At 56.0% G+C, this 14,150-nt stretch carries 11 protein-coding genes, 1 tRNA gene and 1 pseudogene; 5 read left to right on the top strand and 8 right to left on the bottom strand.

Annotated features, from left to right (window positions below):
* Positions 1-4 precede the first annotated feature (4 nt).
* The 3 genes from V7665_RS11360 to moaA form a co-directional block, all read right to left on the bottom strand.
* Positions 5-79 (bottom strand) — tRNA-Asn (locus V7665_RS11360).
* A gap of 74 nt (positions 80-153) precedes the next feature.
* On the bottom strand, positions 154-927 hold the full coding sequence (locus V7665_RS11365) for an NAD kinase (protein ID WP_335664655.1): 774 nt from the start codon (positions 925-927) through the stop codon (positions 154-156).
* Positions 924-1,922, bottom strand: a complete 999-nt coding sequence (moaA, locus tag V7665_RS11370; RefSeq protein ID WP_335664656.1) for a GTP 3',8-cyclase MoaA — start codon at positions 1,920-1,922, stop codon at positions 924-926. The genes V7665_RS11365 and moaA overlap by 4 nt, the downstream gene beginning before the upstream one ends.
* Before the next feature lie 305 nt (positions 1,923-2,227).
* Here moaA and V7665_RS11375 point away from each other — a divergent pair, with 305 nt between their 5' ends.
* Positions 2,228-4,093 (top strand): putative bifunctional diguanylate cyclase/phosphodiesterase, encoded by a 1,866-nt coding sequence (locus V7665_RS11375; RefSeq protein ID WP_335664657.1) that lies wholly within the window; start codon positions 2,228-2,230, stop codon positions 4,091-4,093.
* Here V7665_RS11375 and mfd read toward each other — a convergent pair.
* Positions 4,090-7,560: a transcription-repair coupling factor gene (mfd, locus tag V7665_RS11380; protein WP_335664658.1), complete on the bottom strand. Its 3,471-nt coding sequence runs from the start codon at positions 7,558-7,560 to the stop codon at positions 4,090-4,092. The two genes, V7665_RS11375 and mfd, sit on opposite strands and share 4 nt — an antisense overlap.
* 32 nt (positions 7,561-7,592) lie before the next feature.
* Entirely contained in the window at positions 7,593-7,859 is a 267-nt protein-coding gene (locus V7665_RS11385) for an FAD assembly factor SdhE (protein WP_335664659.1), read from the bottom strand.
* 59 nt (positions 7,860-7,918) lie between these two features.
* On the opposite strand from V7665_RS11385, the gene recG reads away from it, so the two are divergent.
* The gene (recG, locus tag V7665_RS11390) at positions 7,919-9,976 is read left to right on the top strand and encodes an ATP-dependent DNA helicase RecG (protein ID WP_335664660.1); all 2,058 of its coding nucleotides are present in this window, start codon (positions 7,919-7,921) and stop codon (positions 9,974-9,976) included.
* Positions 9,977-9,979: 3 nt separating this feature from the next.
* Here recG and V7665_RS11395 read toward each other — a convergent pair whose 3' ends face one another.
* Together V7665_RS11395 and tyrS are read right to left on the bottom strand one after the other, a co-directional pair.
* Positions 9,980-10,297, bottom strand: a complete 318-nt coding sequence (locus V7665_RS11395) for a PilZ domain-containing protein (RefSeq protein WP_335664661.1) — start codon at positions 10,295-10,297, stop codon at positions 9,980-9,982.
* Positions 10,298-10,391: 94 nt separating this feature from the next.
* Positions 10,392-11,621: a tyrosine--tRNA ligase gene (tyrS, locus tag V7665_RS11400; RefSeq protein ID WP_335664662.1), complete on the bottom strand. Its 1,230-nt coding sequence runs from the start codon at positions 11,619-11,621 to the stop codon at positions 10,392-10,394.
* Here tyrS and V7665_RS11405 point away from each other — a divergent pair.
* Genes V7665_RS11405 through V7665_RS11415 form a run of 3 tightly spaced genes read left to right on the top strand, consistent with a single transcriptional unit; the run spans position 11,543 to position 13,761 of the window.
* Positions 11,543-12,205, top strand: a complete 663-nt coding sequence (locus tag V7665_RS11405) for a DOMON-like domain-containing protein (RefSeq protein ID WP_335664663.1) — start codon at positions 11,543-11,545, stop codon at positions 12,203-12,205. The two genes, tyrS and V7665_RS11405, sit on opposite strands and share 79 nt — an antisense overlap.
* Positions 12,205-13,401 (top strand): exo-beta-N-acetylmuramidase NamZ family protein, encoded by a 1,197-nt coding sequence (locus V7665_RS11410; RefSeq protein ID WP_335664664.1) that lies wholly within the window; start codon positions 12,205-12,207, stop codon positions 13,399-13,401. Before V7665_RS11405 ends, V7665_RS11410 begins: the two co-directional genes overlap by 1 nt.
* Before the next feature lie 57 nt (positions 13,402-13,458).
* A complete protein-coding gene (locus tag V7665_RS11415) occupies positions 13,459-13,761 on the top strand; it encodes a hypothetical protein (protein WP_335664665.1) in 303 nt (100 codons plus the stop codon).
* On the opposite strand, the pseudogene V7665_RS11420 reads toward V7665_RS11415, so the two are convergent.
* Positions 13,758-14,150 (bottom strand): annotated as a pseudogene (locus tag V7665_RS11420) (VWA domain-containing protein); the annotation flags it as partial. The gene V7665_RS11415 and the pseudogene V7665_RS11420 sit on opposite strands and share 4 nt — an antisense overlap.

Consider the following 14,150-nt stretch of genomic DNA (forward strand, 5'->3'; position numbering starts at 1 on the left):
AAAATGGCTCCCCGAGTAGGATTCGAACCTACGACATTTCGATTAACAGTCGAACGCTCTACCGCTGAGCTATCGGGGAACAAGCTCGATTATGGACCGAGCCTTTGTTGGTGAAGCGCGCCTATAACAATGTCATTTGCGTCCCGCAAGCCATCAAACGACAAATTGTTCCATGGCGATGCGATCATCGAGCGCATGTTCCGGATCGAACAGCATGGTCAGCGACTGGCTGCGGTCGATGGCCACTTTGACGCGGCTGACATCGCGGACTTCCTGCTGGTCGCCGACGGCGCTGACCGGCCGTTTTTCGGGGTTGAGCACGCGGATGCTGATTTCCATCTTGTCCGGCAGGATCGCCCCTTTCCACCGTCGCGGCCGGAACGGGCTGATCGGGGTTAGCGCCAGCAGATTGCAGGTCAGCGGCAATATCGGGCCATTGGCGGAAAGATTATAGGCGGTGGAGCCCGCCGGCGTGGCGATCAGCACGCCGTCGCAGACCAGTTCCTCCATCATCACCCGGCCATTGATCTCGATCTCGAGCTTCGCCGTTTGCCGGGTTTCGCGCAGCAGCGACACTTCGTTGATCGCGGGCAGGGTGAAGCTGGCCCCGGAAATCGTCTCTACTTCCATCTTGAGCGGTTTGACCTTGAACGCCCGGGCCTTGGTCAGCCGCTCGCTCAGGTCTTCCAGATGCCAGTTGTTCATCAGGAAACCGACCGTGCCCAGGTTCATGCCATAGACCGGCATGATCTTTCGGCGATTGAGCATCTGGTGCAGGGTTTGCAGCATGAATCCGTCGCCGCCCAGAACAACGGCCTGATCGGCCTCTTCGGGCGGGACCCAGTCGATCATTGGCTTCAGTTTTTCGGCGGCTTCCTGCGCTGGCTGCGTAGGCGACACGATCAGTGCCCATTTTTTCTTGCTCATCCGCCCGTGACGTTCATGTGACGCTCCAATATCTCTGCGGACCCATCGAGCTGGGCATTGAAATCATGGCGCCGCGGTTTGAGCTTTAGAGCCTGTTGGAGCAGTTGGTCAACGGCAGGGATGCCATCCTTGCGAACCGCGGCGCGCAAGTCGACATGCGTACTGTGACCGAGGCACATGAATATCTTGCCATCGGTGGTGAGCCGCAACCGGTTGCAGTCATCGCAAAAATTATTGCTCAGCGGCGTGATCATGCCCAGGCGCAGGCCCAGCGGTTCGACTGACACATAGCGCGCCGGACCGGAGCTGCGATGGGGAATTGGGGTGATTGAGTAATGATCACTCAAGGGCGTCATAAATTCATCGGCGGAAATATGGGCGAGTTTGCGATCCGCACCGACATCACCCATCGGCATGGTTTCGATAATCGTCAGATCATGGCCGTGTTCCGCGCAATATTCGGCCATCGGCAGCAGATCTGCTTCGTTGAAATCGCGCAGCGCGACCATGTTGATCTTGACCTGGATACCCGCCGACTGGGCTGCCTCTATGCCAGCCAATACGACGTTAACATCGGCGCCGCGGGTGATTTCAGAAAAGCGGTCGGGGTCGAGCGTATCCATGCTGACATTGATCCGCCGCATGCCATGGGTTGCGAGATGGTCAGCATATTCGGTCAGCAATGACCCGTTGGTGGTCAGCGTCAATTCTTCCAGTTCGCCGGAGGCCACTTTTCTGCCAAGCCGCTGGATAACGTCTTTCATGTCCCGTCTGACCAACGGTTCGCCGCCGGTCAGCCGGATTTTGCGGATGCCGTGGCCGATGAACCGTTCGGCGATCAGGGTGATCTCTTCCAGTGTCAGCAGCTCTGACTTTGGCATGAAGGTCATCTTCTCGGACATGCAATATTGGCAGCGGAAATTGCATCGGTCCGTGACCGAAATCCGCAGGTAATCAATTTTGCGTCCGAAACCGTCTTGCATTAGCCGCCTCATGTTGATCCAATGAGATAGAGCTAGCGTTTTCCGGATAGGCAGGCAACGCCCTATAAAGGTTTTCGTGCTACGGAAAAAGATAGGCGGCTGCTAGCAAACCGGCGTTCCGGCCAGTTAAATCAAGGAGTTTTGAGGTCCAAATATCATCCATCCCGACTGCGCATCCGGCAGAATTCAGGAACCTGTTTCTGCTTTCGTTCCACGAGCGTGATCCTCTGGCCGCAGAAATTGCGTCTTTTGGCTGGCGGGTCCATTCGGCCCGCAGACTGGATAATCTGAGGGCCCGGTTTTTTTCAGCCGGTGCGATGATCGCGGTGATCGATGTCCGCCGAGCCGAAGATAAAGGGTTGAAGGCGATTGCAGAGCTGTCCAGGACCGCTACCGAAGGCGGGATTGCGATATTGGCGTTGGTCGATAGCAGCAAAAGCCAAGAAATCATCGGGCAATGCTTTGATTTCGGTGCAACCCACTATCTGGATTTTGTCGATGCTGGTGCGGATCTCGCCCAGTCGATCAAATATGCCTATCGTTATGTCGAAAATTTCAGAGGCGGCGCCGAACGCGCGAGCCATGAGCAGTCATTGCTGACATTTGCCGATTTGCAATGGTCGATGACCTTGGGCGCGGTCAACGAATATTGGATAAGCGACAGCCTGTTGACCGCGGCTGGTAAGATTGATTTTGGAAAATATCCCGTGACCGGTATCTACCGCGCGCTATCGCGCAAGGAACAGAAGCGCGTACGAGGGGCGATGGGACGTCTGCGCGATGGCGCCAGACAGGCAGCGGTGCCGCACCAGTTCAATGGCCGCCCGGTCATCCATCACTTGCACGAAGCAGATGGCCGCATTTTTGGCAGGATTGAATATCTCGCGAACAACGAGGACGTGGATGACTGGACCGGGCGGGACCTGCTTTCCGGGTTGCGGAATACAGCAGCGGCCCGCACGTGGATTCGACAGAAGTTGGAGCAGGGAAGCCAATTGACGCTGATTGCGATCGGTATCAAAAACTTCCGGATGATCAACGCCGCCTTCGGACGCAGCGCGGGGGATCAACTGCTGCGGATTGTCGGACACAGGCTGATGGATCATACGCAGCGCCAATATGCTGGCCCGCATCTGGTTGCGCGTCTGGATGGTCAGAATTTTTTGATCGCGCTCGCTAATATTCAGAAAAGCGAGATTTCGGATTTTGCCAATGATCTGATTGGCAGCATCTTTGAGGACCTGCAGCTGGAGGGTCGGCCGATCAACCCGGTTGCGCGGGCCGGGGTCGCGATCGGAAATAGCAATTCCAGCGAAAAGACATTGATCAGAAAAGCGGTTCTGGCGCTTGCGGAAGCGACCGCAGCGGATGCTCTGCCGATCAATTTCAGCAATGTTTCGGAAGCTGACGTGCATCTGGAAGAGGTGCTGGAGGATCAACTGGCAGGGGCAATGGGCCGCGGCGAAATTGTCATCGCCTTTCAACCGCAGATAAGAATCGATACGGGGCAGCTTGTCGGCGCTGAAGCCTTGGCACGATGGGAGCATCCCGAATATGGGCTGTTGGGCGCTTCAACCTTGTTCGCCGTCGCGGAACGGGCCGGAGTGATGGAGTCTCTCTCGACTCAAATTCACAAGCAGGCGTTAACACTGGCCGCCAGCTGGCCAGCAAGCCTTGGTTTCTTGCGGCTTTCCATCAATGTCACGGCCGGCGATCTGGCGGCTGCCGGATTTGTCGATGATATGCTGAGGCAGGTCGCCACTGCCGGCTTCGAACCGCGCCATCTGACTCTCGAAATCACAGAATCCGAATTGATCGGCAATTTGGCAACTTCTGCGGACAAATTGCACCGATTGCGAAAGGCTGGCATTTGCATAGCGATTGACGATTTCGGCACCGGCTACAGCAGCCTGTCTTATCTCAAGGAGCTGCCGGTCGATTATTTGAAGATCGACAGTGGCCTGACCGGCGACATCAGCGGCTCGGCAAAGGATCAGGTTGTGGTGCGGTCCATTATCGACATGGCGCACAGCCTGCATCTCAGCGTGATCGCCGAAGGGGTCGAAACCGAAGCTCAGCTTCAGACTCTGGCGGAACAGGGCTGCGAATATTTCCAGGGCTTCCTGCGTTCCGGACCGCTCTCGCCAGATGAATTTGAGGCCTTCGCCTTGCGCAGCAACTAGGCAGAAACGCGTTGTGCCAGTTTCGATAGTCCCGTGGTCAATTGGGTCAGGCCATGCAGGCGGGACTTGGGATCGCGCCATTTGCGCTCGATGAACAATTTATTGTCGGGCCGAATTTTCGCGGTTCCCTTGAGGCGATCGACATAGTCGAGCAGGCCCTGAACATTGGGGAAACGGTCGTTGTGGAAGGTGACCAAGGCGCCGCGCGGCCCCATTTCGATTTTCGCTATCTGTGCGTTCACGCAATTCATCTTGATATGCATGAGCTTGAGCAGATTGTCCGTCTGGATCGGCAGGTCTCCGAAACGGTCAATCATTTCCGCAGCAAAGGATTCGATCTCCGGCAGCGTCTTGAGGCCGTTCATGCGGCGATAAAGGCCCATTCTGAGGGAAAGGTCAGGCACATAGGCTTCCGGTATCAAGATCGGGGCATCGACCGTGATCTGAGGAGAGAAGCTATCGGTTCGGGCTGGCATGCCAGAGCCTTTGGCTTTGGCTTCCAGAATCGCGTCTTCCAGCATCGATTGGTACAGTTCGAAGCCGACTTCCTTGATATGTCCCGATTGTTCATCCCCGAGCAGGTTGCCGGCGCCGCGAATATCGAGATCATGGCTGGCGAGTTCAAAACCGGCGCCAAGACTGTCCAGATCACCCAGAATTTTCAGCCTTTTTTCTGCCTTTTCAGTGATGATCCGGTCCTTGGGCGTGACCATATAGGCATAAGCGCGCGTTTTTGAACGTCCGACACGGCCTCTGAGCTGATAGAGCTGGGCGAGGCCGAAGCGGTCGGCGCGGTGAATGATCAGCGTGTTGGCGCTGGGAATATCCAGGCCGCTTTCGACAATCGTGGTCGAAAGCAGAACATCATATTTGCGGTCATAAAAGGCGGACATCCGCTCTTCCACGGTTGCCGGGGCCATTTGTCCATGCGCGACGACATAGGTCAATTCGGTTGCATGTTTCTTGAGAAAATCCTCGATGTCGGGGAGGTCGGCGATGCGCGGGACGACAATGAACGACTGGCCGCCGCGATAATGTTCACGCAGCAGCGCCTCGCGCAGCGGGATGGGGTCCCACGGCATGACGTAGGTGCGCACGGCCAGCCGGTCGACCGGCGGGGTCTGGATAACCGAAAGTTCGCGCATGCCGGTCATCGCCATCTGCAATGTACGGGGAATAGGCGTGGCGGTGAGGGTCAATACATGGACGTCCGCCTTCATGGCCTTGAGGCGTTCCTTGTGAGTCACGCCAAAGCGTTGCTCTTCATCGATGATGATCAGACCGAGCCGCTGAAATTCGATGGATTTGGCGAGCAGGGCATGGGTGCCTATGACAATGTCGACCTCGCCGCTGGTCAGGCCTTCCTTGGTTTTTTTGGCCTCTGCGGCCGGAACCAGACGTGATAGTCGCCCGATTTTTATCGGGAAGGGCCGAAAACGCTCTTCGAAATTGTTGAAATGCTGACGGGCGAGCAGGGTCGTGGGTGCGATTATCGCAACCTGCATTCCGGCCATTGCAGCGGCAAAAGCAGCGCGCATCGCGACCTCCGTCTTGCCAAAGCCGACATCACCACAGACCAGACGGTCCATTGCCTTGCCCGATGCCATGTCGGCGAGCACTTCCTCGATTGCCTGCTGCTGATCATCGGTTTCCTGATAGGGGAAGCGATCCACGAAACCGGCCATTTCGGCGGCTTCAACGCGGGCGGGCGTCGCCGGTTGCAATGCCCGAGCGGCAGCGGTTCTTAGCAGCTCATGGGCAATTGCCCGGATGCGTTCCTTCAGCTTCGATTTGCGCCGTTGCCAGCCTTCGCCGCCGAGCCGGTCGAGCACAACGCTCTCGCCGCCTTCGCCATAGCGGCTGAGAACGTCGATATTCTCGACCGGAACATAGAGCTTGTCGCCACCGGCATATTTGAGATGGACACAATCATGCGGGCTGGTGCCAACCGGAATGGAAACGATGCCTTCATACAGGCCGACGCCATGCTCGAGATGGACAACCAGATCGCCCTGACTGAGCGCTGACAGTTCTTCGATAAAGGCATCGCTGCTTTTGCGGCGCTTGGATTTGCGGACCAGTCGGTCACCGAAAATATCCTGTTCGGTGAGTAAAGACAGGCTGTCTGTCCGAAAGCCCGACGCGAGCGGCAATATAGTCAGGGCGACCCCGGGGCTGGCCGAGAGGCAGGAATCCCAGTCATCACAGAGCACGGCCGTCTTTACGTCATGGTCTTTGAGCAGATCAAAGATGCGCGCGCGCGACCCCTTGCTATAGCTTGCGACTATGGCAGTGGTTCCGGACTTTGCCAGACTGTTTAGATGGGCGCCCAATGCCTGATAAATATTCTCGTTGCGCGCCCGCTCCGGAGAAAAATCACGGGGCGACGACACCGACATTGACATGACGGCGTCGGATTCTGGTTCGTCAAATTCGCTCAGAACATGGATGGGCGCATCATTCTCGCGCGACCGCCATTCATCCCGCGTCAGATAAAGCATTTCGGGCGGTAGCGGACGGTAGCTCGACAAATTGGCCTTGTCGGCTTCAACCCGGTTCTTGTGATAGTCCGCAATGGCTGCAAATTGGGCTTCCGTTGCGGCTGAACCAGCCGCATCCCGCAAAATTATGCAATCATCTTCGATATAATCGAAAATAGTGGCCAGCCGTTCTTCGAGCAGCGGCAGCCAATGCTCCATCCCTGCCAGTCTGCGCCCTTCCGAGATCGATTGATATAATGCATCGCTCGTCGAAACGGCGCCAAATAGATCACGGTAGCGGGTGCGGAAGCGGGTTATGCTGTCGGCATCCAGCAGAAACTCAGATACCGGCAACAAATCAAGGCCGTCGATATTGCCAACCGTGCGCTGGTCGGCAGGGTCGAACTGCCGCAAAGTCTCTACTTCGTCGCCAAAAAGGTCGATTCGGATCGGTAGTTCGGCACCGGGCGGGAATAGATCGATCAAGCCGCCACGGGCCGCAAATTCGCCGCTGTCGGCCACGGTATCCACGCGCACGAAACCGTTGGCATAGAGGAAAGAGATTAGTTTTTCCTGTTCGACAACCGTCCCGGGCGCGAGGCGGGTGACAAATTCCTTGATTCGCGATGGTGCCAGCACCCGTTGGGTTACCGCGTTGACAGTCGTGACCACCAGCTGTGGGCCGGTGAAGGGGAGCGCCAGCTTGGCCAGCGCGGCAAGCCGGTCCGAAGTGGTGTGCAGCGCGGGGGATGCCCGGTCATAGGGCAGGCAGTCCCAAGCAGGAAATTCAATGATCTCCAAGCCTGGTTCAAAAAACCGGGCGGCTTCCACAACCGCACTCATCGCCGCGTCATCGGTGGCGACAAACATCGTGCGCCGCCCTGACTGGACCGCGATTTCCGACAGAAAAAGCGGGCGATAGCCAGCTGGCACGCCGGCCAGCGTCATACCTTTTTCGGAGGACAATAATCTATCTAGATAAGACACTTACAATCGCTTTTGGATAAAGGACACGAATGTCAATTCGTTGCATCGATATAGTCGAGCTGCTGCATGGCGTCCATTTGCGGACCGCCAAACTCTTGGGGAACGGGCAAGGTGCCAATCGCCCAGGCCATGACATCCACATCATCTTCGACGAGCAGCTTTTCGAACCAGTCCATCTCTTGCTCTGACCAGTCCTGACTGTAGCGATCGAAAAAACCGCCGATCAAAAAATCGGCTTCGCGGGTGCCACGATGCCAGGCGCGAAATTGCAGCCGTTTCAGCCTTGTTTCGCGATCCATATTTGCTGCTCCAACTTGGCTGGTATAATGTACCAGCGAGGGTATAAAGGCGGATAGACATGCGGCCCGATATACTCAATCCATTATTTGGCGAAACCCAGTCGCTCAAGGGCGTCGGCAAGGTGCTGGCCAAGCCACTCGAGAAGCTGCGGCTGACTCGGGTCAAGGATTTGCTGTACCATCAGCCCAGCTATTGGATGCACCGGAAACGCGTCGATGAGCTGGATGAAATCGATGTTGGCGAGACGATCATCGTTGAGGTGACTCCGGTTGACTATCGCACCGGCGGCCCGCGCAGCCCCTTGCGGGTCCATGCAACGGACAAGGTAGGCAATTATATCAGCCTGACCTTTTTCGGGCGCAATCCGGGCTGGCCCAAGAAGTTGCTGCCGCTCGGGGAGCCCAAGGTGATTTCCGGCAAGCTCGAGCGTTACGGTGACGAACTCCAGATGGTGCATCCTGAGCAGGTGCTGGAGCCGGCGCAGGCCGGGGCCATCGCGCTATTGGAACCCATTTATCCATTGGCCGACGGGCTTGGCAATGCGCGCATGCGGCAATTGATCGAGCAGTCGCTGGCGCTTGCTCCAGAGCTGCCGGAATGGATCGAACCAAGCCAGCTCGCTGCGAAAAACTGGATGAGTTGGAAGCATCATATCTTCGCGCTGCACAGTACCGAAAGCGCGGATGCCAGTGACAGGCTCGCCTATGACGAGGTTTTTGCCAACCAGTTGGCCTTCATGCTGGTGCGCGCCAGCAACCGAAGCAAGAAGGGAATCCCCATTCAAGGTGACGGCAGGCTTCGCGACCAGATGAAGCTGCCGTTTGAACTGACCAATGCCCAGAAGCGCTGCATTGCCGAGATAGAGGGCGATCTTGCACAAAGCGCTCCGATGCTGCGGCTGCTTCAGGGCGATGTCGGCTCGGGGAAGACGCTGGTAGCCCTGATGGCGCTGCTATCGGCGGTGGAAGCGGGATATCAGGGTGCCTTTCTGGCGCCGACCGAAATTCTGGCACGCCAGCATTTTGAAAGTCTGCAAAAATTGCTGGCGGGCCTTCCGGTCAATCTCGCGATTTTGACCGGGCGCGACAAGGGCAAGATACGAGAAGCGACCCTGATGGGACTGATGGATGGCTCGATCAATATATTGATCGGCACCCACGCGATTTTTCAGGAGCACGTTCAATATAAGAACCTCGCCATTGCGATCATTGACGAGCAGCATAAATTCGGTGTTTCCCAACGCCTTCTGCTCACCCAAAAGGCCGAACGGACACCGCATCTGCTGGCCATGACCGCCACGCCCATTCCGCGGACGCTGACGCTCAGCCAATATGGTGAAATGGATGTCTCGCGTATCGATGAGCTCCCTCCGGGGCGGCAATCCATCGATACCAGCGTGATTTCGGACCGACGTTTACCAGACGTGGTCGATGGCCTGGCCCGGCATATCGCTTCGGGTGGTCAAGCTTACTGGGTTTGTCCGTTGATCGAAGAAAGCGAAAAAAGCGATCTCGCGGCGGCGGAAGACCGGGCTGCCGGCCTAAAGGCACGATTTGGTGAGCAGGTCGGTTTGGTGCATGGCCGGATGAAGGGGCCCGAAAAAGACCTGGTTATGGGTCGTTTTCAGCGCGACGAAATCAAGGTCCTTGTCGCCACCACGGTTATCGAAGTCGGGGTCGATGTGCCAAATGCCAGCCTGATGATCATCGAAGCTGCGGATCGTTTCGGCCTTGCCCAATTGCATCAACTCCGGGGGCGCGTAGGCCGGGGCAGCGTCAAATCCAACTGCCTGTTGATTCGCGGCGAAACGCTGAGCGAAACGGCGCGCGCGCGACTTACGCTGATGCGCGAGACAAATGACGGTTTTCGGATTGCCGAAGAAGATCTTCGTTTGCGCGGGGCAGGGGAATTATTGGGTACCCGGCAATCGGGCGATGCAGGCTTTCGTGTCGCCACGCCGGCGCAGGTCAATGAGCTGATCGGGGCAGCCACCGATGATGCCCGGTTGTTGCTTGACCGCGATGGCGGACTGGACAGCGAAAGAGGGCAGGCCGCGCGGATTGCGCTATACCTGTTCGAGCGTGACTGGGGCGTTAGTCTGTTGCGGAGCGGATAGCGCCTAGAGGCTGTTGATCTTGTCGAGCATTGCGACGAAATCCGGCTCTCTAATCACTCGTTCGAATTTAAAGCCGTGGCGTCCCTGATGGGACCAGACCAGATAGGCTTCGATACGCCCGGCAACTGGCAATCGAACGATTAACCGGTCGCCCTTTGCCATGTCGATCGGATCGGCCACCATCATGCCATTGGCGGAAATATTGGCAATCCGTACCCGCATTTCCTGAACAGGATGAACTTCGCAAATGGTTTCAAAATCGACCGGGAAACGCGTCGCACGGCGCGAATCTGGCGATGTCTCAGGCGATGCACTTGTCATGTCCCACGAACTCCATAAAATGGTTCAGTGCGACAATAGCCCATGATCAAGAATAAAAGGTAAACGCTGGTAAACGGAAGGTTTCAAGCAGAAGTCAGGATTTGCGAAGCAGGCCGTGCTTCTTTTTTCCTGCCGAAATTTTTACATCCAGATCGATGATCGGAATCATATGCCCGGGGGCCTTGATGGGTTCATCATCGACGCGGGCACCGCCACCGGCGACAAGTCGTTTTGCTTCCCCATTGGATGCACAAAAGCCGATGCCAACCAAGGCATCGATTATAGATATCTCATCCGAGCCAACCAAATGGACCGGCAATTCACCACCGGCACCGCCTTGCTCGAAAGTTTGCTGGGCGGTATCCGCGGCCTCTTGCGCCGCTTTCTCGCCATGGGCCAAGCGCGTGGCAGCATTTGCCAGGATCTTTTTGGCTTCGTTGATTTCGGATCCCTGCATCGATTCCAGACGGGCAATTTCATTCAAATCCAGATCGGTGAACAAACGCATGAATTTGCCAACATCCCGGTCATCGGTGTTTCGCCAAAACTGCCAGTAATCATATGGACTTAGTCGGTCGGCGTTCAGCCAGATGGCACCATCGACCGATTTGCCCATTTTTGCGCCATCGGATTTCGTGATCAGCGGCGTCGTTATACCAAACAGCTCTGCACCGTCGATCCGGCGGCCGAGTTCGATGCCATTGACGATATTGCCCCATTGATCGGAACCGCCGAGCTGCAATGTGCAGCCATATTGGCGCGACAGTTCCAGAAAGTCATAAGCCTGAAGAATCATATAGTTGAATTCAAGAAAGGTCAGCGGTTGTTCGCGTTCCAGCCGCAGCTTGACCGAGTCAAAGGTCAGCATCCGGTTGATCGTGAAATGGCGCCCGACCTCCCGCAAAAAGGGTATATATTCGAGCTTGTCCAGCCACTCGGCATTGTTGACGAGTATGGCATCGGTTGGACCGTCACCGAAGGTCAGAAAGCGTTCGAAACAGGCCCGAATCGATGCAATATTCGCCTCGATCCGTTCGTCATCGAGCAATTTACGGACTTCATCCTTGCCGGACGGGTCGCCAACCTTGGTCGTGCCGCCGCCCATCACAACGATCGGCTTGTGTCCGGCCTGCTGCAGACGGCGCAGCAACATGATCGACACGAGATTGCCGACGTGGAGCGAATCGGCGGTAGCATCAAATCCGATATAGCCGGGAATGATGCTTTTCGTCGCAAGACTATCCAATGCGCCAGCATCGGTTAACTGGTGGATATAGCCGCGATCATTCAGTAGACGCAGGAGGTCAGATTGATAATTGGTCATGGATTGGTGCGTTACATGGGGACAACGAAAGTCGCAATATGCGTTTGAATTTGCAATGCCATCCATCAACTCCGGCATCTGCCATCGACCAGATCACGGTCGAATGGTCGATGACCGAGTCTGGAACGATCTGGTTGAGATATCATGTGGACGGGAAGGTTGAACAAATCAAACTGCCGGACAGTCTCGATCATCCGGAGCGCACAGATGGTTTGTGGAAAAATACCTGCTTTGAACTGTTTCTGAAGCAGCCGGGAAAACAGCATTATTGCGAATTCAACTTCTCGCCTTCGGGCAACTGGGCGGCCTATGGTTTTGATAGCTATCGGGAAGCAATGGTTCCGCTCCCGCTGGCGCAAGCCCCAGAAATATTGCTGGATTTCAGTGACACACATATTGGTCTGGAAGCCGGTTTTACATTACCGGATATATGGATTCAGAATGAGTTTGATGCGGGCCTGTCCGCGGTCATCGAAATGCAGGATGGAGAGAAATCACTCTGGGCTTTGGCGCATCCCGAAGCTAAGCCGGATTTTCACCATCAGGATTGCTTTAAACTGAAAATAGAGGCGGCGGAACGTTGATGAAATTTGGAATTGACCGGCTCGTTGAGGATGCCGAAATCAGGCGGCCACTTGCAGGCAAACGGGTGGCTCTGCTTGCGCATCCGGCATCTGTGACCAGCGATTTGACGCATTCACTTGATGTGCTGGCGACCCTGGAAGGGATCAATCTTACAGCTGCCTTTGGTCCGCAACATGGTCTGCGGGGTGACAAGCAGGACAATATGGTCGAAACCGAGGACTTTCTTGATCCGGTTCACAATATTCCGGTTTTCAGCCTCTATGGCGAAGTCCGGCGTCCGACGGCCGAATCGATGGAAACATTCGACGTCATCCTGATCGACCTTCAGGACCTGGGTTGCCGGATCTACACATTCATCACGACATTGCGATATATGCTGGAAGCCGCTGCCGAGCATGGCAAGACGGTCTGGGTGCTGGACCGGCCCAATCCAGCGGGCAGGCCCATCGAGGGCATGCTGCTCGAACAAGGATGGGAAAGTTTTGTCGGGGCAGGGCCGATGCCGATGCGGCACGGGCTGACCATGGGGGAAATGGGGCACTGGCTGATCAGTCATCTGGGTCTTGATGTGGATTACAAGGTCATCCCGATGCAGGGATGGCAGCCGGAAGGTCCCGGTTTCGGCTGGCCGGAAGATCGCATCTGGATCAATCCCAGCCCCAACGCGCCCAATGTCAATATGGCGCGCGCCTATGCAGGAACGGTGATGCTGGAAGGGACCACGCTTTCCGAAGGGCGCGGCACGACGCGCCCCCTGGAACTATTCGGTGCGCCGGATATTGATGCGCGTGCGGTCATTGCGGAAATGCAGCGAACCGCGCCGCAATGGCTGAACGGCTGCGTTTTGCGGGAAATCTGGTTCGAACCGACTTTCCACAAACATCAGGGCCAATTGTGCAACGGTGTACAGATTCATGCCGAAGGCCCGGCTTATGATCACGCATCTTTCCGGCCCTGGCGGCTTCAGGCCCTGGGATTGAAAGCCATCGGAACACTCTATTCCGGATATGAACTGTGGCGGGATTTTCCCTATGAATATGAAGAAGGCAGATTGGCTTTCGACGTGATCAACGGTGGGCCGGCCTTGCGGGAGTGGATCGAGAATCCATCTTCGAACGCGAAGGATCTGGAAGCGATTGCCGCGCCGGACGAACGGGCGTGGGAAGAGATGCTGGGAGACCATCTTCTCTATTGATATGCTGCACTGCAACATAGTGATTGCAATTGGTGCCAAATCTGATAATTTGTATACATGTTACCGAGCAAAGAAATTTTCGAAGGCGTCGCACTGAAAAAATGTGTGGCCGCGACCTATAACAATACGATTTTCAAGCTGGCGCCGCATATTCTCTACACGCGGCATGACGAAATGTATGTCGATGCCGTGCCGCTTGAAAAAGACGGTCAACCGCCGAAGGAAATCAAGATCGGAACGTTCAAGCTTTCCGGCCTGAAAGACGTTCGCGTGGAAGACCTGCACTTCGAAATGTGCGAAATCTTCGAACCGGCCGCCGAGAAATATGATGGCACAACCCTGTTGGCGGTTGAAAACTAACCCTGCTTGCGGGTCAATTCCTTCATCGCATCGCTCAGGCCATCGACCGTCAGCGGATACATCCGGTCATTCATCAGTTCGCGGATGATTTTAACGCTTTGTGAATAGCCCCATTGTTTTTCCGGTACCGGATTGAGCCATGCGGCGGCGGGATAGGTGTTGGTCAGCCGGTGCATCCACGTCACCCCGGCTTCCTCATTGAAATGTTCCACCGAACCGCCCGGATGGGTGATTTCATAGGGACTCATCGACGCGTCCCCGACGAAGATCAGCTTGTAATCATGGCCATATTTGTGGAGTACATCCCAGGTATTGGTACGCTCGGAAAAGCGGCGGCGATTGTCCTTCCACAGACCTTCATAAGGGCAGTTGTGGAAATAGAAAAATTC

The organism is Parasphingorhabdus sp., from assembly GCF_036964675.1.
Lineage (GTDB): Bacteria > Pseudomonadota > Alphaproteobacteria > Sphingomonadales > Sphingomonadaceae > Parasphingorhabdus.